Raw genomic sequence first — 21273 nt, forward strand, 5'->3', positions numbered from 1 at the left:
AGACCATGGGAAAACAGTCGACCAAACCTAGTTTTTTTAGGGCAACGGGATACCACAGATGTTTTCGGCTTTCGCCATACAGTCACCGTTATGGCCACTGCGCCAGCATTGCGCTTCCTGCCCACTTGCCTGCCAGTAATGCTTGGGCAATCGAGGAGGATAAGAGGCGTTGTATTGTCGCAAATCATGATAGTCTTGATACGAAATTATCTCACTCAGAGGCACTTGCGTAGATCCGACAAAGGTAAGTCGCGAGACTTCTCCTTTGCTCGTGCGGGTCTTGCCGTCGAGAAAACAGGCGAGTGACTGATCATTCGCCACGATATCTGACTGATGGGGACTATCTGCTATCTCATGTGGAAGTTGCCATTTAGCCCCTTGCCTAAGGGCATAAGCGCATACGAATTGCAACGACGTGATGTGCGTCGCATCGGAACCAAAGGGAATGCTGAGAGTGTCAGGCCCATCAGACATGGTGGCGAGCACCGTATGGGGTGGGCCGTTCGCAGCGCTATGCGGGCTAGCAAATCGCTTGTCATAGCAGTCCAGCACAGTAACCGCCGTATTCCCTCCGAGCGCTTCATTTGAAGTTACCTGTACCGTCACGCGCGACGCAAAACCGGTTTCCCAGTTTTCCTGATTCCACGCAGTGACTTCCCCCTGAAGTCGTTCGTATTGTTTCGGGTACAAAATGGCCATTTCAAAGACGAACAATGCAACAAATGCAATGATCAAGATGATCGGCGTCACAATCACTACGAGCAATATTTTCGTCACACCCGACATTCGTTCAACCTACTCTTTGCGATATGCGCTGAAGTTTTCAGCCTAGCGGAGTCTGCACCAAACTCAATGGCTGCAGCCCTGCATCACAACCAACATTTTTGTATCAAACAAAAATTCAAAGCAGGCCCTTGAATAACTCAAGGTAAGCGTGACCTCGACTTTAAGTAACGTCAAATCACCCCATGTTTACCAAGTAAGAAGGTCCATTCAGTGATCAAAGGTGTACCTGCGGTCGAAGATTTCGGCCAGAAATCATCAGAATTCGGGGCACAGGTCAAAATGTGACACTCAACGTCGCTCCGCGGTAAGCTGCATTGGGAATAATGCATAAGCTCCCCCCCCAATTTTCCACACGTCGCCGTGCAATGGTTAGCCCAAATCCACTTCCCTCAACAACATCTCGCGGCTTGAGCGTTGTGAAAGGGGCGAAAACACTTTCACAATATGCTTCAGGAATGCCCTCACCATCATCGCAGATAAATAAGGCCCCATCTGTTTGAATGTTGGTCAAATGAACACTGCCCGTCTTATTCGTGTTATGCCGACAGGCGTTATCGATGAGCGCGACAATAACATGCTGCAACGCGCCCGCCGGTACATTACACACCTGCGGTTGCAATTCGGTCGTGATAGAAAATCCCTCAGGCGGCGAAAACGCAGCGACAACCGACGAAACCACTGTTTGCAGATCAAGCCTTTCGCAGGGCTCCGCCTCCCCCTCTAGACGGCAAAATTCGCGCACAGACAAAATGAGGTTATCGGCCCGTTTCGCATTCACCTTTACTTCAGACAAGAACCGAAAAACGTCTGCTGGAATCTGTTCGGAGATCGACGCCAAGTCCTCAACGATCCATTCTGGCAAAGTATCTGCCGCACGCAAACAAGCACGAACATCATGAATGAAATGCGATTCAAACTGGCTATGTGACATTTTCAGATCTTTTGCATTCATCATTGTCGTTAGCATTTTGGGGGCCTCATTGAGATATGAAGACGATGGTAATCCTTATTCTTTGCGAAATCCTTTACGCTTTCATTTTTCAATGTTCATCACCGCACATTGAATAAATCGCTTTAACCCAAACTTCACAGTCTTCCGCAATAGTTGCTCATATAAATGAGAGGCTTGGCGATGAAATCCATCAACCCAACACAGGTAGATCCAATCCCTGCGGCGTATTCCCCTGCTGCGCAGACCAAACGGGTTGAAATCCTAATCGTTGACGATTCTTCCTTTGATACCAAAAATATCGAACGCCAATGTCTGCGTACCAGCCTATATTGTGCGATAGATACAGCCACAGATGTCGAAACGATGCGTCAGGCGCTGGATACGAAAACATACGATGTCATATTCATAGACTATCACCTCGCAAGTGAAACTGGAATTGAAGCCCGCAAAGTCATATGCGAGCACCCCAAAAACGGGGACACAACAACCATCATGATCACTGGCGAAGTGTGCCATGAAGTTGCAGTATCTGCGATCAAGAACGGGTGCCAAGACTATGTTGCGAAAAGTGATCTAAACTCTACCGCCCTAGAAATGATGCTGAAGACCGCGACCAAACGGCTGGAAGACCATGCAACACAGGTTTTACAACGTGAAATGGATGCCATTCATGCCAGAACAATGGGCGCTGTGACCGAAGTTGTTCAGCAAGAACTGAGTGATGAGCGCATGGTATCTTTACTGCTCAAAGCACTGACACAAATAGGCTATGCCGATGGCCGCCCGTATATCAACGCTGCGCCAGAGGCACCAAACCTTCTTTCCGAAGACGATACAGACCCGAATTTTTTCATCTTTAAGTGAGTAATCATTGAACACTTCAGTCCAAGGTGCAAATGGATATGCGCCAATTTTTTCCAGTAAAGACAAACATCAAGAAGATGTTGAATCAAAACGGAAGCGAATAGTCCGTTCAGGACGGCTCCATTGGGTTCATTGGTCGGTCATTTGCTTGTCATTTATGATTACTTTAATCGCATGGGGCTTTTCAAGTAGCCAAGTCGAACGCAATGGCCTTGCGCAGTTTGATCATGCTGCCACACAAATCATAGAATCCGTAACGGAGCGAATGCAAAAATACGAAGGCGGTCTATGGGGCGGCGTCGCTGCAATTGCATCACACGATGGCGATATATCTCGAAGTGACTGGGAAAAATATGCAGCAACGCTGCACATTGCCCAAAAATATCCCGGCATCAATGGAATTGGCGTCATTCACAACATTCAACCTGATCAGTTGGAAACTTACCTTGCTCGCCAGCGTGAAACCTACCCCAGTTTTGATGTCTTTCCAAAACACGAGCACGCCGATCTTTTCCCAATTACTTACATTGAACCTGTAAGCATAAATGCACCTGCAATCGGTCTAGACATCGCCCATGAAACAAATCGCTATAAGGCAGCCACACTCGCGCGTGAAACGGGTCAGGCGCAAATTACGGGACCGATCATATTGGTGCAAGATTCCGCCAAGACACCTGGTTTTCTATTCTACACACCGTTCTATGCTTTGGGGCGCGAATTTGCTCCGAACGTCGGTGACAACGACTTTATCGGCCTCGTCTACGCACCTTTTATTTTCCATAAACTGATTGCGGGAACGCTCGAGAAAAGCAACCGCCAGCTATATTTTAGAGTTCGAGATGGAGATCAAACCCTGTACTCGGAAATGGATGACCACCACACTGACCTGCAAAAAGATGATATCTTCACCAAGTCTGTGGAGCTCAATCTGTACGGTAGAACTTGGGTCTTCGATATCTGGGCAGGACCCGAATTTCGTAAAAACATGTCGAGTAACAATCCACTTGTCATCTTGTTGAGTGGGATATTGATTGAGATAATTCTATTTATCCTCTTCATTTTATTGTCGCGCTCAAACATCCGTGCGCTTTCTTTTGCTGAAATGGTATCCGACGAACTGCGACAAAAAGCCAACGAGCTTGGGCGCTCCAATGCTGACTTAGAAAAGTTTGCCTATATTACATCTCATGATTTAAAGACGCCTCTAAGAGGCATGGCGGATTTGACAGAGTATGTTGAAGAAGACCTATCGACCTATCTCAATAGTCCGGATGCCAACCCTGATGTCGCTTTTAATCTGGACCGCATGCGCACCCAAATTCAGCGCATGGAAAACCTGATCAAAGGCATCCTAGCCTATTCAGGGGTCGATAAAAACAATACGACCAATGAAACCGTAGACCTTAACGTTCTTGTCCGGCGCATCCAAGTTGACCTGTCCTTAACCCCGCGCCAAGTACAGATAGTTAACCCTCTTCCAATCCTTGAAACCAACCAAACGCGCCTCACCCAAGTGATGACGAACCTCATCGGGAATGCCGCAAAATATCATTGCGACATTGAGAATGCAGAAATTTTAATATCTTCGCAAGACCTCGGAGATATGGTCCAAATCATTGTTTCGGATAATGGCCCTGGAATTGATCGTCGCTTTCACAGCAAGGTCTTTGAACCATTTCAGTCGCTTCAATCCAAAGACAAGATAGAGAGTACAGGAATCGGTCTATCCATTGTGAAGCGAACAGTCGAATTTTACGGAGGAAATCTGAGGATAGACTCTGATCTTGGGCGTGGAACTTCGATGATTTTTACTTGGCCAAAGTAGGCCCTGCAAACGGCGTGAGGGACCGCATGATCTTAGAGAACAACATTCAAGACAAAGCACACACAACCTTTCTAGTTGTGGATGACAATGATCTAGATTTTGAAAAAATCACCCGCAGTTTTGCGCGTTTAAAAATAGACAATGATGTCATACGTGCAACCGACGGTATAGAAGCACTTGATTTGCTACGCAGTTTGCATGCGCGTGGGGAGATCAGTCCACCGATTGTATTGCTTGACCTAAACATGCCGCGTATGGGGGGGATAGAGTTTCTATCAGAGTTACGCTCTGACGAAAAAATTGCGTCTACACCTGTGTTTATTCTTACGACCTCAGATCATCCAGAGGATATCTCAAAAGCGCATGAATTCAACGTATCGGGCTATATCATTAAGCCGCTTCAGCGTGATCAAATGCTCAATGCATTGAATACGTTAAATATGTTTTGGGCGCTGTGCGAGTACCAAAAACATTGAAGGCCTATAGCACAGGTCGAAGATAAGGTATTTTTAGAACCCTTTCCTACCGACCTAAAGTGACGGTTTGTGTGTAGTGACATCATAGGATGCCAGAGCCAATAACCCACCTGCTATCGCCCAATTTTTCACGAAAATTGTCATTTGCCACGGATCATTTGGGATAAAGTGAAAAGCGCTCGTCAGGATACAGTATAATGCCAAGGATCTAGCGACCCAAGCAACACCCCTGTTTAATACCAAAAGAGCAGCCGCCACGAAATTATAAATCAGTGCCGGCCACACAAGAAATTGTGGCAATCCAAACCCCGCCAATAGCGACTTTGCAGCTGACGGGTCGTTGAGTTTTTGCGCCGCGCCACCAAAGAAAAGGGATGCCAGCAAAAAACGCGCGAGTATCGTCTCAAATCGCAGCGGCATTTTGTCGATGCACTGCGATGAGTCGTTCTTATGCGGCTTTAAAAACAAGGCTCACCCCGTTCAAACAGTGACGCTTACCAGTTGGTGTCGGGCCATCATCAAAAACATGCCCCAAATGACTTCCACAACGGCGACAGTGAACTTCTGTACGGCGCGCAAACAAAGAGTTGTCATCCTTCGTACCGATTGCATTTGGAAGCGGAGCATAAAAGCTGGGCCAGCCTGTACCACTGTCAAACTTCGTTGACGCATCATAAAGCGGTAAGTCACAACCACGGCACGCGTATATACCACTGCGCTTTTCATCATTGAGTGCACTCGATCCTGCACGCTCGGTTTTTTCATCCCGCATGACAGCATACTCGGCATCAGACAGCATTGCGCGCCATTCTTCTTCGCTGCGCGTAACTTCAAAGGCCCCCTCTTGTGCTGCGCGTGCGGAACCGGCTGCGATAAGTGACGTTGCTGATAAGATAAAGGTACGGCGTTTCATGAGCGGCTCCTGCCAATAAGGTTTGCGCTCTGCCCTGATCCCCGAAAGGAGACCAAAGCAAAGCATTTTATACGGTTACTGCGCCTTATTTCGGCAACAACACTTTGTTGATGACGTGGATCACACCGTTTGACTGGTTCACGTCAGCGATGGTCACAAGGCTTGCGTTACCGCTTTCGTCATAGATGTAAACGTTTTTGCCTTTAACTTGTGCAGACAGGTTGTCGCCTGACACAGCTTCAAAATGGTAGAAGCCATCAGAACTGTTACGTGCGGCTTTCACGATATCGGCTGCGGACCATTTGCCAGCCACAACATGCGATGTCAAAATTTTGGTCAGCATGTCTTTGTTTTCTGGCTTCAAAAGTGTTTCCACTGTGCCTTCGGGCAGTGCTTCAAAGCCAGCATTCACAGGCGCGAACACGGTGAATGGGCCAGGGCTTGCCAGCGTGTCAACAAGACCTGCGGCCTGCACGGCGGCAACCAAAGTTGTGTGATCCGCAGAGTTTACAGCATTTTCAACGATGTTCTTTTCTTCAAACATGGCAGCGCCACCAACCATAGGGTTGTCTGCATGTGCAGCCGTTGCAAGCAAGCCTGCAAATGCTGCTGCGTTGAGTGTGTGAAGAACTGTTTTTGTGAATGTAAGTTTCATGTCTATACTTCCCTATTGGTTTCAGCCGTTTCTTGGTGGCTATGAAGAAGACACGCATCTGTGGCGGAATAGTTTCAGCCAACTCCAATAAAAGTGCACTTTTTTAAAAAAACATTTGTTTTCAATACGAAAACCCCCAACCAGAGGCTGGGGGTCAACGGTAAATCAATAAAACTTGGGAGAAGCGTGACTTACATTTTTGGCAATAGAACCGCGTCGATCACGTGGATCACACCGTTTGATTGCTTAACATCAGCGATGGTCACCATAGCAGTGCCGCCATTTTCATCTTCCAATGTGATCATGCCATCAGCGTATGATGCTTGCAAAGTACAGCCGCCAACGGTTGGAACAGGGTGCTTGCCGCCGTCATCTTCAATCATACCTTGCAAAGCGTCAGACATCACCGCTTTGCCAACAACGTGACACGTCAGGATTGTTGTAAGCATCTCTTTGTTTTCTGGCTTCAAAAGGTTTTCAACGGTGCCTTCGGGCAAAGCTGCGAAAGCATCATTGGTTGGTGCGAAAACTGTGAACGGGCCTTCGGATGCAAGTGTGTCAACCAGACCTGCGGCTTGAACAGCAGCAACAAGTGTTGTGTGATCAGCAGAATTTACCGCGTTTTCAACGATGTTTTTGTCTTCATACATAGCAGCACCACCAACCATTGGGTTGTCGTCTGCAAAGGCGGCACCAGCAGTCAAAGCGATTGCAGTTGCACCAGAAAGAAGAATTTTCGCGAAAGTCATAATGTAATTCCCTATTGGTTAGTCCGAGTTGTTTCGGAAGACATAAGGAACCACGTAAAGGGGGTGTGAAAAGTTTCACGGCTCAGAGATTATTTTTCACATCAACCCCAAGACTTTGAAGTTAAATAGATTTTAAGATGAAATAATTTCACCCGCAGCCAAGACTGCCCCCGTAGGCGCACCTGTTGGCGACCCGCCGATCGGTTCATCACTGATTGCCAAAGTTCCGCCAAGCATCAGGTCACGCAGATCCTCTGGAATGATCACTGTCGCAAGTTGAGCATCTGACAACACACCCAAAGACACGGGTGCGGTTGCACCCTCGGCAATCAACCACAATTCAAGCGAACGACCTGCAATTGCAGCGCCTGCTGTGCGATTGATCGACAGCTCAGCAGTCTCTTGATCGTAAGCGGCAGCGACCACCAAACTTCGATCTTCGCCTGCAATTTCAGCGACATATTCTGGTGCAGTTGCTGTGTTGAACACCACTGGCCCCGCGATAATGGCCAAAGCTGCAAGAGAGGCAAAGGCAAGATATGCGAACCGACGCCCAAACAGGCCCTGCAAAGAAAAGCCTGACTTTTCTGGACCAAACAGGCGTGCATCGATCTGGGATTTCATCCGCGCAGGTGGCGTCACGGGGGCAAAACCTTCGCTGAATGACACAAAATCTTCATCCCACTCACGTACAAGCTGTTGCAAAGCAGTGTCTTGCGCCAGACGTGTTTCAAACGCGAGACGGCTTTCGGCATCCAGTAAATGCAACGCATATTCACCCGCAAGGGCGATATCGTTTTCGCTATGGTCTCGGTCTTGGGTCACCGGCTTAAACAGTCCTTTAGTTTCACAAGGCTACGACGTAGCCACGTGCGCATTGTATTGATTGGCACCCCTGCACGATCGGCAAGATCCTGATAGGTTTCCCCATCAAGATAGGCACCACGAACGGCCATAGCATGACCTTGGTCAAGCTCGTCTAAACAGCCATCGATTTGCGCACGTTCGGATTTTTGCACCATAGCCATTTCTGGCGTTGGGCTGCTATCCGCAAGATCATGCGCCTCGTCTATAGTCTTAGCTGGCGCTTTGCGGGCGCGCAGCCTGTCGATTGAAAGATTGCGGGCAACCGTAATCAACCAAGTCATCGGGCTGTAACCATTGACCGCATATCCAGATGCTTTCTGCCAGATTTTGACAAAAACATCCTGCAATGCATCTTCTGCTTCAGCGCGATTATTTAAGACACGCAAACACACGCCAAATAGTTTCGCCGACGTCGCATTATATAGGTCAGAAAATGCTGCACGGTCCCCAAGGCCCGTGCGCACGATCATATTTTCGATGTCTGCAATTGATGTCATACGGCAGGCTACCTGTTTAAAATCACGGCGTAAACCGGTCACGAATTCCACGGTGTTGAAACATCTTAGTCAAAAAATCAGGTGCTCCAATTCCTTAAACCGTTGCTTCTTTTACCGCGATTTCTGCCATTTCTAAAATAGCATCGCGCGACGATGCGACGGCCAAAAAACGTGCGCTGTGACAGAATTTAGCACCCTTGACGCCGCTTGCCTCTTCCAATGCTGCATCGGTGAGGCCCGCCCAAGATGCGGGCAGATCCGCGCGTTGCTCGAATGTGTCATTTGACAGTTTGATGCCGCCAAGCGCCCAATCATCGCCGCGCGGGTTAACAACAAACAAGATGTGGTCGGCCTCGGATTTTTCCAAAGCTGAACGATATGGCATACCCATTGGCAATTCTAAAATCGCCGATGTCCCAGCCTTTTCGATGGCCTCAACAACCATGTTTTGCGCACGGGCTTTGGCAGCCATGTTGCGGATCATTGCCTCAACAAAGCTGCGCGCGATGGGCAAGGCGGTGTGAAACGCATCATCATCAGCTGTGGCGGAAGGATCATCAAACACAGGTTTCAAGCTGCCCAAAAGGGATGGCAAAGTCAGGATAGACAAAGGCCCCGCAACGGAAGGTTCGATCGCGCCATTGTCCAAGAGATCAATCGGCAAGACAAATTTGGCATCGAATGAACTGTGGATATGGTCGATATCAGTTTCTGGAACATCCATAGCCGCCAGATAGTCGCAGCCGTAATGAGCCCAAATCAGACCAAAAGAACTATAAGGCTGTTCGTCTTCGCGCAAAGGACCAGGGCGTTGATGATGGTCAAAAATTTGCGCCTCGGCGTCAAAGGCCCCGCCCACATCGTAGATGATTTTTTCAGGCGAAGGCGTCAAAACCTGACGGTCGCGGCTGCGTAAAAGTTGCGCATCGGGAAAGAGCTGCGTCAAGATAACAGAAGACAGCAATTCATCAGCATGAAAGCCGCCAGAATGCGTGATAAGATGGGTGATCGTCATGTACGAGGCTCCGAATTCAAAGGCAGGTGCAGCAGCTTTGCCGCAAATATATGTCGCCGCTGTCTTCACACCGCAGCCAAGTCAGATCAACCACTTTATGCGCAGGTAAAGCCCCTGCCCGCCTGCGCAGATTGGTTTAGGTGATCACATCTGGCGTACTACGCCCTGAAAACTGTTCAATCTGAACGATTTTATGTGCCACGGCGATGACATCTGCGAGTGCTGTTTGCGGATCTTGATCGAAGTTTTTCAGGTCCAATTTTTCAACATACAAACGTAATGTCGCGCCCGAGGTTCCCGTGCCAGACAGGCGCACGACGAAACGCGCGCCGCCTTTAAACACAACGCGTACACCTTGATGTGCGGAGGTGCTGCCATCCACAGGATCAAGATAGCTGTAGTCATCAGCTGTCTCGACAACCAAATCCTCGAAGCTTTGACCCGAGAGGTCTGACAATTTGCTTCTGAGGTTGGCAATCATAGCATCCGCTTTATCGCTTTCGATGGCTTCGAAATCATGGCGTGAGTAATAGTTGCGGCCAAATTTGGCCCAATGGTCTTGCATCAGCTCGGGCACAGATTTCCCTGTATGCGCCATGATGTTAAGCCACATCAAAACGGCCCAAACACCATCTTTTTCACGCACGTGATCTGAGCCTGTGCCAAAGCTTTCTTCGCCACACAGTGACACGCGCCCATCGTCCATGAGATTGCCAAAGAATTTCCATCCTGTTGGTGTCTCATAGCATTCCAAGCCCAGCGCATCGGCCACGCGGTCCACCGCTGCGGATGTTGGCATTGAGCGCGCCACGCCTTTCAAGCCCTGCGCATAACCAGGCGCCACAGTGGCATTGGCGGCAATCACGGCTAAGCTATCAGAAGGGCTGACATAGCACTTGGGGCCAACGATCATATTGCGGTCGCCGTCACCGTCTGAAGCGCAACCGAATGCGGGTGCTGCCTCGCCCATCATTTCGTCCATCAACTCATGAGCCCACGTGGGGTTGGGATCGGGGTGCATACCGCCGAAATCAGGTAACGGCGTGCCGTGAACAACACTGCCTTTTTGCGCGCCCAATAGGTCTTCGATAATGGCTGAAGCATAGGGCCCCGTGATCGCATTCATCGCGTCAAAGCGAATATCAGTGCCCTCGGAAATCATCTTTTTGATCGCTGCAAAATCAAACAAGCTTTGCATCAGATCCACATAGGCCGTGACGGGATCGACAATTTCAACCTGCATATCGCCCAAAGCACTATAGCCCACTGCGCCCAAATCGACTGTTCCGCCTTGATACATTTTGTAGGAAGTTATCGATTTTGTGACTTCGAAAATTGCATTTGTGACGTTTTCAGGCGCAGGGCCACCGTTGGGCATATTGAACTTGATACCAAAATCTTCATCAATGCCGCCGGGATTGTGGCTTGCAGATAGAATAATGCCGCCATCGGTCTTTAGGGATCTGATGAGATGCGAGGCCGCAGGCGTTGACAGCAATCCGTTTTGCCCCGCAACCACCTTGGCAGCACCATTTGCTGCGGCCATACGCACGATGATCTCGGTGGCCCGATCATTGTAAAACCGACCATCGCCACCAACCACCAAAGTTTTTCCTTTGACCCCGCCGATCCCTTCAAAGATCGCTTGCACGAAGTTTTCAAGGTAGTGATCTTCCATAAAGACCCGCGTTTTCTTGCGCAAACCTGATGTGCCTGGCTTTTGGTCCATAAAGGGTGCGGTTTGAACAGAGGTCAATGTCATATCTGAATTCCTTTGGTCTAATAGTACTTTAAGCAGCGGGCATAAGTGCGAAAACGCAAACAGAAGCCGCTTTGACGGGTGCGGTTTTTCCCGTGATGCATTGCGCACCAGCATCGGGGGTGGCTGTATCTAAGATTAATTCCCAAGTCTTATCAGGGACACATGGCGGCAAGGTGACATCCAAATCACCATCGTTGTTTATCACGATAAACAAAACATCATCAGAGGCACGGTATTCAGGCGTGCCATAGGATGTGCGCAGCTCAGTGCAGATGGTTTTGGTGTCTGGGCTTTCCCATTCTTCACGGGTCGGCGGCGTACCGTCAGGCATACGCCAAAACACATCAGGCTTACCGTCTTTTATTCTTGGGCGGGCATGTAGAAAACGCAACTGGCGCAGCACGTTATGATCGCGGCGCAGGGCGGTCAATTTTTGCACAAAGGCCAATAGCTCAGTATCCGCCTGTTCCCAATTGACCCAGCCAATTGGATTATCTTGACCAAACACGTTGTTGTTGCCGTGTTGCGTGTTGCCAATTTCATCACCCGCCAAAATCATCGGCGTGCCTTGAGATAAGAAAGAACAGGCCAACAAGTTGCGTTGTCGTTGTGCACGCGCCGCGTTGATTTCGGCGTCATCAGTGGGGCCTTCTACGCCCATGTTGCTTGAATAGTTGTCGTCTTTACCATCACGGTTATCTTCGCCATTGGCAGCATTGTGTTTGTGATCGTAGCTGACCAAATCCCGCAGTGTCATGCCATCATGGCAGGTCACAAAGTTGATGGATGACGTGGCAGCACGGCCTGAGTGATCAAAGGTCATAGCGCTGCCCAACAGGCGCTCGCCCAAATTCGCCACCATACCTTCATCGCCACGCCAAAACTTGCGCAGGTCATCGCGAAACTTGTCATTGTATTCCAAAAACGGATGCGGCCAATTGCCAAGCTGATACCCACCGGGACCTAGATCCCAAGGCTCTGCAATCAGTTTAACATTGCTTAAAACGGGATCTTGGCCAAGCGCATCCAGAAAACCGCCATAGCGGTTAAAGCCATCGACTTCGCGCCCCAGCACAGTGGCCAGATCAAAGCGAAACCCATCAACATGCATCACTTCGACCCAATAGCGCAGGCTATCCATAATCATGCGCAGCACCATCGGGTGCCTCACGTTCAGGGTATTTCCCGTCCCCGTGTCATTGATGTAGTGACGTTGATTGTCGGCCAAACGATAATAAGATTTATTGTCCAAACCCTTGAAACTAAGGGTAGGTCCGAATTCATTGCCCTCGCCCGAGTGATTATAGACCACGTCCAAGATCACTTCGATTCCAGCGGCATGAAAGCGGCGCACCATGGTTTGAAATTCCCAAATCCCGCGTTTTGTCATATAGCGCGGCTCGGGTGCGAAAAAGCCAATGGACTGATAGCCCCAATAGTTTGTCAGCCCCGCCTCAAGCAAAAACTTATCATCCAGAAATGCGTGAACAGGCAAAAGCTGAACCGTAGTCACGCCGAGTTTGTTCAGGTGATCCAGAACAGGCTCTGACGACATGCCCAGAAAATTGCCGCGCTGCAATGCATCTAGGCCTAGAAATTCAGCCGTCATTCCTTTGACATGGGCTTCATAAATAACGGTTTCAGAGGCAGGTATTTCTGGGCGCCGATCATTGCCCCAGCTAAATTGCGGATCGACCACGATACTGCGCGGCACATAGGGCGCGGAATCGCGTGTGTCGAAACTTAGGTCTTTATCCTTTGCGCCAATGGTATAGCCCATAATGGCATCATGCCAAAGCAAAGTACCAGACTGACGTTTGGCATAAGGATCAAGCAACAATTTGTTTGGATTGAACCTATGACCATTTTCTGGATCATATGCGCCGTGAACACGGTAGCCGTAACTGGTGCCCGGTGTCAGGCCTGCGACATGGATATGCCAAATATTGCCATTGCGTTCGAGCAAAGGAATACGCGCGATTTCGACCTTGCCATCCTCTGAAAACAGGCACAGTTCGATTTTCTCCGCATGTTCAGAAAACACTGCGAAATTCACACCCTCGCCATCGAATGTGGCCCCGATTGGGTCAGAGCGCCCTGCTGACAAAGAATGATTTGGCAATTTTGTCGGCAGGTCGTGTTTGAGATCAAAGATCACTTGGCAACTCGTTCATAAAGGGCGGCATAGGTCGCAGATGATGCGCCCCAGCCCAAGTCTTGGTTCATCCCGCGCTTTTGCAAGCGTGTCCAGCCCGATTTATTTGAATAGGCGGCAATCACACCTCGCAAGCAGTGAGAGAGTGAAATTTGGTCAATAGGATGAAATTGAAACCCCGTTGAGACCCCCATTTGCGCCGCTGCTAAATTGTGATCCACAACGGAATCGGCCAATCCGCCAGTTGCTGCCACCACAGGTACAGTCCCATAGCGCAAACCATAAAGCTGGGTCAGACCACAAGGTTCAAACCGTGACGGCACCAAAACAACATCCCCACCTGCAAACATGCGGTGCGAGAGCGCTTCGTCATATCCGATACGCAGACCGACTTTTCCCGCAAAATCACGCGCAAGCAGGCGCAGCGCATCTTCGATATCTGGATCACCACTGCCTAAAATGGCCAAAGCACCACCATTGGCGATAAATTCAGGGGCCGCCCCTGCAATGAGATCCATGCCCTTTTGAGACGTCAATCGGCTGACCACAATCGCCAAAGGGCCATCGGTTTTGGCAAGGCCAAAGTCAGCCAATAAAGCCTGTTTGTTTTTCTTTTTACCTGCTAAAGACTTTGCAGAATAGGACGTTATTTCAGGATCGGCTTCAGGCGACCAAACATCCATATCAATCCCGTTCAAAATGCCTGAAAGATCACCAGCGCGCGTCGCCAAAACGCCTTCCAACCCCATGCCAAATTCTGGGCGCATGAGTTCCGCCGCATAGGTTGGGCTGACGGTTGTGATGACGTCACTATGGACAAGACCCGCCTTGAGCGTGCTGATCTGCCCCCAGTATTCCAATTCATCAGGGGTAAAGCTTGAGAGCGGCAAATTCAAACTGCCCAAAAGTGCAGCCGGCGCAAGACCTTGAAAGGCAATATTATGCACAGTCATCACCGTGCCAACACCGTAAGGATTTTTCTGTTTTAGATAAGTGGCGGTCAAACCTGCTTGCCAGTCGTGGGCATGAACGACCTCAGGGCGCCAACCATCAGTCAAGACGCCCCGCGCAATTTCAGCGGCCATATAGGACAAGGCTGCAAACCGTTGTGGATTATCCGCAAAATCTGTTGGATTGCCATAGGCCCCGCCTGCGCGCTCATACAGATGCGGTGCATCGAGCAGCAACATCACATTGCCGCCACAAAGCCCCTGCAAAACCCGCGCAGAGCCGCCGAAAAGATCGTCTGATTGCCACAAGACTTTTTTCGCAGCCGCTTTTGCAATCAAACCAGAATAGGCTGGCATCAAGGTGCGCATGCCCCAACCGTGCTCAGCTAAAGCGGAAGGCAATGCGCCTGCCACATCAGCTAGCCCCCCCGTTTTAATCAAAGGCACACATTCGGACGTGACAGAAAGTACATTGCGCATGTTTTTACTCCAGCGCGGCGTTGCGTTTGTCGATCATGGGCTGGGTGATCAAAACCACACCATCTTCGGTTCTGCGGAACCATTTTTCATCTTCAATCGGGTCTTGGCCAACGACCAATCCATCAGGGATGACAACGCCGCGATCAACGACACATTTGCTCAAAGAGGCCTGCCGCCCAACCTGAACATAGGGCAAGGCAACCACTTGTTCCAGCGAGGAATACGAGTGGCTACGCACGCCTGTGAACAGCAAAGATTCACGAATTTCAGATCCCGAAACGATACACCCCCCCGAAATCAAAGAAGATATAGCCATGCCGCGCCTATCAACTTCGTCATGGATAAATTTAGCAGGCGGCACGCTTTCGGCATAGGTCCAGATCGGCCATGTGTTGTCGTATAAGTCCAAAGGCGGCGTGAATTGCGTCAGGTCGATATTGGCCTGCCAAAAGGCATCAATCGTTCCCACATCGCGCCAATAGGGTTCGACTTCAAGTCCGCTGGTCACACAACTATCTTCGAAACGGTGCGCAATCGCTTTACCACCTTTGACGATCTGCGGGATAATATCATTGCCAAAATCATGGCTAGAGTTGCTATCATTCATGTCTTGGATCAACAGATCGCGTAAGAAATCCCAACGGAAAACATAGATCCCCATCGAAGCCAGCGCGTGATCAGGATCACCTGGAATACAGGGCGGGTCGGCTGGTTTTTCCAAGAAATCCGTAATACGATCTTTGCTATCGCATTGCATCACACCAAAGGCCGTGGCCTCCATGCGGGGCACAGTCAGGCATCCGATGGTCACATCAGCGCCCTCATCAAGATGCTGTTGCAACATGATTTCATAGTCCATTTTATAAATATGGTCACCTGCCAGAACGACGATAAAATCGACACCGTAACTGTCTATGATATCAATATTTTGCGCAACGGCATCGGCTGTACCCAAGTACCACTTGTTTTCAGAAATGCGTTGAGATGCGGGTAAAATATCCAAATATTCATTCCGCTCTGCGCGCAAGAATCCCCATCCTCTTTGGCAATGACGGATCAAACTGTGGGCTTTATACTGTGTCGCAATCGCCATTTTGCGGATGCCTGAATTCAATGCGTTGGACAAAGCGAAATCGACAATGCGGGTCTTACCACCGAAGTAAACTGCGGGCTTTGCACGCGCGTCGGTGAGTTCCTTCAAGCGGCTGCCCCGCCCCCCCGCGAGCACAAATGCCATTGCGCGGTTTGATAGGCGCTGATTTGGTGTCGGCTTCATTTGGTATCCTCCCCTTCGATTAAAATCACTGCCGATAGCGGTGGCAATGTCAGTCGCGCAGAATTGGATTGCCCCATCCAGTCGACCTGTTCAGCGTGGCATCCTCCCAGATTTCCACGCCCTCCCCCTCCGTAAATTTCTGCATCCGTGTTCAGGACTTCGCGCCAAAATCCACCTGCGGGCAATCCGACACGGTGATCTGTGCGTGTGACTGGCGTCATGTTAAGCACTATGACCACACGCGGGTCATCTCCTGCGCCTTGACGCAGATAGACGTAGACAGAGTTTTCCACATCAGCCCCCTCTATCCAGCGAAATCCAGAGGCGCGCGTATCGTTGACATGTAAGGCAGGCGTCTTGCGGTACAGGTGGTTGAGATCACGCACCAATGTCTGAATCCCCGCATGAGCTGGCGCGTCTAAAAGGTGCCAGTCAAGGGATTGATCGTGGTTCCATTCACTGCGCTGCGCGAATTCCTGCCCCATGAACAAAAGCTTTTTGCCCGGGTGCGTCCACATAAAACCGTAATATGCGCGCAGGTTGGCGAATTGTTCCCAATCATTGCCTGGCATTTTGGTCAGCATGGATCCTTTGCCGTGCACCACCTCATCATGGCTAATGGGTAGGATGAAATTTTCTGTATAGGCATAGCTGATCGAATGGGTCAGAAGGTGGTGATGGTATTTGCGGTTAATCGGGTCTTCTTCCATGTAACGCAAAGTGTCGTTCATCCACCCCATATTCCACTTAAACCCAAAGCCAAGCCCGCCATGATCCACGGGTGTCGAAACAGCGGGAAAGGCAGTGCTTTCTTCGGCGACCGTCATAATACCCGCGACCTCGCCATAGGCCAAAGTGTTGACACCCTTGAGAAAATCGATGGCCTCATAGTTTTCGCGCCCGCCGTCTTTGTTGGGCACCCATTCACCATCATTGCGCGAATAATCGCGGTATAACATTGAGGCCACAGCATCAACACGCAACCCATCAAGGTGATATTCTTCCAGCCAATAAAGGGCGTTCGAACGCATATAATTGGCCACTTCCTTGCGGCCAAAATTATAGATCAGCGTGTTCCAATCTTGGTGAAACCCTTCGCGCGGGTCCGCATGTTCATACAGGGCTGTCCCGTCAAATTGGCCAAGACCATGTTCATCGGTCGGAAAATGCGCAGGCACCCAATCGAGCAAAACCCCAAGGCCCTTTTTGTGCGCAGCCGTCACCAGCGCGCGGAATTCATCAGGCGTGCCGTGGCGAATGGTGGGGGCAAACATCCCGATGGGTTGATAGCCCCAAGACCCATCAAAAGGGTGTTCGGTGATCGGCATCAATTCGATATGGGTAAAGCCCATGTCCGCTGCATAATCGACCAGTTCGGTTGCCAATTCCAGATAGGATAAGGGGCGATTTCCCGATGCCCGTTTCCAGCTTGCCAGATTGACTTCATAGATTGATATCGGGGCATTTATGTTTTGCAGCTCACCGCGGGACTGCATCCATGCCGTATCATGCCACTCAAACCCATCAATATCGCGTACAATCGATCCTGTTTTCGGCGGATGTTCTGAGCCATATCCAATAGGATCGGCCTTAAGGGGCAGATCATGTCCATCAGCGCTTTGAACGCAATATTTATAGACATCGCCAGCCGCGATAGCGGGAATGAAAATTTCCCAAACACCCGACGCGCCAAGTCTGCGCATCCCATGCCTGCGTCTGTCCCATGCGTTGAAATCACCGACAACGGCCACCCGCCGCGCGTTGGGGGCCCAAACGGCAAAGCGCACGCCTTGCACCCCGTTCATGCTCATCGGCGTAGCACCCAATACTTGCCAAATACGCTGCATCGAACCTTCACCGATGTAGTGCAGATCGTCTGCGCTGAGGCTGCTGTCGAACTGATAGGGATCATCGAATTCCCATATATTTTCGCCAAAATATGCGCGCAGTTTATAGGGCTGTTTCTTCGCCATGGCGGTGTAAAACAAGCCCTGCGCATCTGGTGCTTTGGTCAATTCAATCGGGTCAGCGCCAGTTAAAAGGCACAAGACCCGATCCGCATCTGGCACGAACACATTCAAGGCAAAGCCATCGGGACGCGCCTGCACCCCTAGATATTGGAACGCATCCGCCAACCGCCCGAGCAGCAAATCTTGAACTGCATGAGGTGGCATAGCTGCGGAACCGATATCATTTGATGACATTTTTTGCCTGCGTCCTTAACCGTATCCAGAGTGTACTGATCGAGAGTGCGTTATAAAATCCTGCAAAGAAAGAAAAAAATCGATAGGTAATGCGTCAGCAATCCTGTCCTAGCAACTGTCATTCACGCCCCGCCGTTAAGCAAAGGCTGACCCCTCATCTTGCGTTTCTACGAAAGCAAACCCAAAGGCAGGCAGCGTCAAGCGAGACTTATCCAGTGCGGCATGTTTTTCGCCAGCAAGGATCGCCCCACCGCTTAGATCAACAGCTTGCTCTGTGTCGGACAGGTTGAAAACACCTGTCAGGGTCTTGCCCTCGAAACGACGCGCCACGGCCAATAAAGGATCAGGCAGTTTGGGAAAGCTGGTCTCGCCATAGCGCAGCTCGTTGCGATCCTTGCGAAAGGTCAAGGCGGCACGATAGGCCTGCAAAACCGTATCAGATTTGCCCTCTTGCTCAGAAACCGACCGCGCGATCTGTGGCGCTTTTACAGGCAACCAAGGTTCACCTGTTGAAAATCCCGCATGGGTTTGATTTGCGTCCCAAACCATCGGCGTGCGGCATCCATCGCGGCCTTTATTATCAGGCCAAAAATCGATATAGCCAAGATCCCGAAGCTCATGAAATTCAATATCAGTTTCGATTTGTCCCAACTCTTCACCTTGATAAATGCCCAAGGCCCCCGGAAAGCTGACCAGCATATTGATGGCTTGGCGCGCAACTGTATTTTGCAAGGCAGGTGTCGTGGCCCAACGGGTGACATGGCGCTGAACATCGTGGTTCGAAAAGGACCAACAAGGCCAACCATCGGGGGCTTTATTCAGAAATTCTGAAATGCAATTGCGGAAATGGTCTGGGCTGTGATCATGGCTCAGCATAGCGAAAGAATACGCCATGTGCAGTTTATCGCCGCCAGAGGTATATTGCCCCATGACTTCGACTTGGCGCAGCCCGTCTTCGCCCACTTCCCCGATCAGCATGCGATCCTCAAAGTCATTCATCAAAGCGCGAATGCGTTTTAAGATCGCAATATTTTCAGGCTGTGTTTTGGAAAACAAATGAGTTTGAGCCTCATATGGATTGCCTGGAAATTCATCCCAGTTTGAAGCGGGGTTATCGCGCAGTTTCTTATCGTGCACATAGTAATTCACGGTGTCTAAACGGAATCCATCGACGCCACGCTCTAGCCAGAAACGCATAGCGTCAACCAAGGCATCAATCACTTCGGGGTTGTGAAAATTCAGATCTGGCTGAGATACAAGAAAGTTGTGCAAGTAATATTGGCGACGGCGCGCATCAAACATCCAAGCAGAGCCGCCAAAGACAGACGGCCAATTTGTGGGCGGCGTGCCATCTTTTTGCGGATCCGCCCAAACGTACCAATCTGCCTTTGGATTGGTTTTGTCTTTACGGCTTTCAATGAACCACGGGTGCTGATCTGAAGTGTGTGACAACACCTGATCTATAATGACTTTCAACCCCAAATCATGCGCCTTGGCCATAAGCGCATCGAAATCATCGATCGTACCAAAAATGGCATTCACGCTGGTATAATCTGAGACATCATAGCCCATATCTTTGTCGGGCGAGGTAAAGAATGGCGACAACCAGATCGCATCAACACCTAGCGATGCCACGTAATCCAGCCTGCGTGTAATGCCCTTAAGATCACCAATTCCGTCCCCGTTGTCATCTTGAAACGACCGTGGGTAGATTTGATAAATTACGGCATCACGCCACCATTCACGCATAAATTATATCCTTATGTTCGACCCCAAGCCCATGTCATTTAAGACAGGCCCCACCCCGCTCACATCAAAGGTGCCAAGCAGGTTGTTAAACTCAAGGGTATAATGCGCGCTTTGGCAACAAAGAATATCACAGGCGCCAAACAAGTTGGTTGGCACGGCTGCGCATGGTCGGTGCAAACACCTTTACGATTGTCCTGTGGGTGATACTGTCAAAAGCAACGAAAACAACCATGGACTTTGACGATGAGCAACGCGACCAAACCCTGTATTATCTGCTGTGCCATCACGGGGTCTTTGCCGAAGAAAGCCAATAACCCTGCGGTTCCAATCAGCGTGTCAGAACAGATCGAAAGCACGCATGAGGCTTTTGAAGCGGGTGCCACAATCGTGCATGCCCATGTGCGCAACGATGATGAAACCCCATCCAGTGATCCCGAGAAATTCGCCCTTTTGCAAGATGGCATTCGCAAACATTGTCCCGGTATGATCATCCAGTTCTCAACTGGTGGGCGCTCGGGCGCAGGGGAGACACGCGGCGCGATGCTGAACCTTGCCCCCGATATGGCGTCTTTATCAGTTGGGTCAAATAACTTTCCAACCCGCGTGTACGAAAACCCGCCAGCCTTGATCGATTGGTTGGCGCAAGAAATGCGCAGCTATGATGTAAAGCCTGAAGTCGAAGCTTTTGACCTCAGCCATATTCACCAAGCTGCAAGCATGGTCAAAGACGGGCGCATAGCGGGCAAGCTTTATATTCAATTCGTTATGGGCGTTCAAAACGCTATGCCTGTCGATCGCGATGTCTTTGATTACTATATCAAAACTGTGAAACGCCTCACGCCCGATGCCGAATGGTGCGCGGCAGGTATTGGTCGCCATCAGATCACCCTGAATGAATGGGCTGTGTCTGCGGGTGGGCATGCACGCACTGGTTTAGAAGACAATGTACGGATAGACAAAACGACCTTGGCCCCCTCCAACGCTGCCTTAGTGCGGCGTGTGACCGAACTATGCGAGACCTATGAGCGCCCAGTTGCCACCTGGCAGGAAGCGCGTGAAATGCTAGGGTTGAAAATGCCTGTCAGATAAAAAGATTGC

Annotated in this window: 19 protein-coding genes; 4 read left to right on the forward strand and 15 right to left on the reverse strand. The window is 50.1% G+C overall.

Annotated features, from left to right (window positions below; genetic code table 11):
- Positions 1-36 precede the first annotated feature (36 nt).
- Positions 37-786 carry a hypothetical protein gene (locus EDD53_RS10340; protein ID WP_123793178.1) on the reverse strand — a complete coding sequence of 250 codons (750 nt, stop codon included), beginning with the start codon at positions 784-786 and terminating at the stop codon, positions 37-39.
- A gap of 274 nt (positions 787-1060) precedes the next feature.
- The gene (locus tag EDD53_RS10345; protein WP_170162740.1) at positions 1061-1717 is read right to left on the reverse strand and encodes a sensor histidine kinase; all 657 of its coding nucleotides are present in this window, start codon (positions 1715-1717) and stop codon (positions 1061-1063) included.
- Between the two features lie 201 nt (positions 1718-1918).
- Here EDD53_RS10345 and EDD53_RS10350 point away from each other — a divergent pair, with 201 nt between their 5' ends.
- From EDD53_RS10350 to EDD53_RS10360, 3 genes are read left to right on the forward strand one after another with little or no spacing between them, the layout of a single operon-like run.
- Positions 1919-2602, forward strand: coding sequence for a response regulator (locus EDD53_RS10350; RefSeq protein WP_170162741.1), 684 nt, complete (start codon positions 1919-1921; stop codon positions 2600-2602).
- 7 nt (positions 2603-2609) lie between these two features.
- Entirely contained in the window at positions 2610-4427 is a 1818-nt protein-coding gene (locus EDD53_RS10355; RefSeq protein WP_123793181.1) for a CHASE domain-containing protein, read from the forward strand.
- Positions 4428-4453: 26 nt separating this feature from the next.
- Positions 4454-4903, forward strand: coding sequence for a response regulator (locus tag EDD53_RS10360; protein WP_123793182.1), 450 nt, complete (start codon positions 4454-4456; stop codon positions 4901-4903).
- A 54-nt stretch (positions 4904-4957) separates the two neighbouring features.
- Here EDD53_RS10360 and EDD53_RS10365 read toward each other — a convergent pair whose 3' ends face one another.
- From EDD53_RS10365 to EDD53_RS10425, 13 genes are all read right to left on the reverse strand, one after another.
- On the reverse strand, positions 4958-5323 hold the full coding sequence (locus tag EDD53_RS10365) for a DoxX family protein (protein ID WP_123793183.1): 366 nt from the start codon (positions 5321-5323) through the stop codon (positions 4958-4960).
- 28 nt (positions 5324-5351) lie between these two features.
- Complete coding sequence (msrB, locus tag EDD53_RS10370; protein ID WP_123793184.1) at positions 5352-5816, reverse strand: peptide-methionine (R)-S-oxide reductase MsrB; 465 nt, start codon at positions 5814-5816, stop codon at positions 5352-5354.
- An 85-nt stretch (positions 5817-5901) separates the two neighbouring features.
- Positions 5902-6471, reverse strand: coding sequence for a fasciclin domain-containing protein (locus EDD53_RS10375; protein WP_123793185.1), 570 nt, complete (start codon positions 6469-6471; stop codon positions 5902-5904).
- 191 nt (positions 6472-6662) lie between these two features.
- Positions 6663-7220 (reverse strand): fasciclin domain-containing protein, encoded by a 558-nt coding sequence (locus EDD53_RS10380; RefSeq protein ID WP_123793186.1) that lies wholly within the window; start codon positions 7218-7220, stop codon positions 6663-6665.
- 132 nt (positions 7221-7352) lie between these two features.
- Complete coding sequence (locus EDD53_RS10385; RefSeq protein WP_123793187.1) at positions 7353-8045, reverse strand: anti-sigma factor; 693 nt, start codon at positions 8043-8045, stop codon at positions 7353-7355.
- Positions 8042-8584, reverse strand: coding sequence for a sigma-70 family RNA polymerase sigma factor (locus EDD53_RS10390; RefSeq protein ID WP_123793188.1), 543 nt, complete (start codon positions 8582-8584; stop codon positions 8042-8044). Before EDD53_RS10390 ends, EDD53_RS10385 begins: the two co-directional genes overlap by 4 nt.
- Before the next feature lie 94 nt (positions 8585-8678).
- Entirely contained in the window at positions 8679-9599 is a 921-nt protein-coding gene (locus EDD53_RS10395; protein ID WP_123793189.1) for an MYG1 family protein, read from the reverse strand.
- Between the two features lie 136 nt (positions 9600-9735).
- Positions 9736-11361, reverse strand: coding sequence for an alpha-D-glucose phosphate-specific phosphoglucomutase (locus tag EDD53_RS10400; protein WP_123793190.1), 1626 nt, complete (start codon positions 11359-11361; stop codon positions 9736-9738).
- A gap of 28 nt (positions 11362-11389) precedes the next feature.
- Entirely contained in the window at positions 11390-13519 is a 2130-nt protein-coding gene (gene glgX / locus EDD53_RS10405; protein ID WP_425464060.1) for a glycogen debranching protein GlgX, read from the reverse strand.
- Entirely contained in the window at positions 13516-14946 is a 1431-nt protein-coding gene (gene glgA / locus EDD53_RS10410) for a glycogen synthase GlgA (RefSeq protein ID WP_123793191.1), read from the reverse strand. The genes glgX and glgA overlap by 4 nt, the downstream gene beginning before the upstream one ends.
- A 4-nt stretch (positions 14947-14950) precedes the next feature.
- Positions 14951-16222 (reverse strand): glucose-1-phosphate adenylyltransferase, encoded by a 1272-nt coding sequence (glgC, locus tag EDD53_RS10415; RefSeq protein ID WP_123793192.1) that lies wholly within the window; start codon positions 16220-16222, stop codon positions 14951-14953.
- Complete coding sequence (gene glgB, locus EDD53_RS10420; protein ID WP_123793193.1) at positions 16219-18426, reverse strand: 1,4-alpha-glucan branching protein GlgB; 2208 nt, start codon at positions 18424-18426, stop codon at positions 16219-16221. The genes glgC and glgB overlap by 4 nt, the downstream gene beginning before the upstream one ends.
- 135 nt (positions 18427-18561) lie before the next feature.
- Positions 18562-20175 carry an alpha-amylase family glycosyl hydrolase gene (locus EDD53_RS10425; RefSeq protein WP_123793194.1) on the reverse strand — a complete coding sequence of 538 codons (1614 nt, stop codon included), beginning with the start codon at positions 20173-20175 and terminating at the stop codon, positions 18562-18564.
- A 243-nt stretch (positions 20176-20418) separates the two neighbouring features.
- Here EDD53_RS10425 and EDD53_RS10430 point away from each other — a divergent pair, with 243 nt between their 5' ends.
- A complete protein-coding gene (locus EDD53_RS10430; protein ID WP_123793195.1) occupies positions 20419-21264 on the forward strand; it encodes a 3-oxoadipate:acetyl-CoA acetyltransferase in 846 nt (281 codons plus the stop codon).
- Positions 21265-21273 lie beyond the last annotated feature (9 nt).

It is taken from the genome of Pacificibacter maritimus (genome assembly GCF_003814915.1).
Lineage (GTDB): Bacteria > Pseudomonadota > Alphaproteobacteria > Rhodobacterales > Rhodobacteraceae > Celeribacter > Celeribacter maritimus.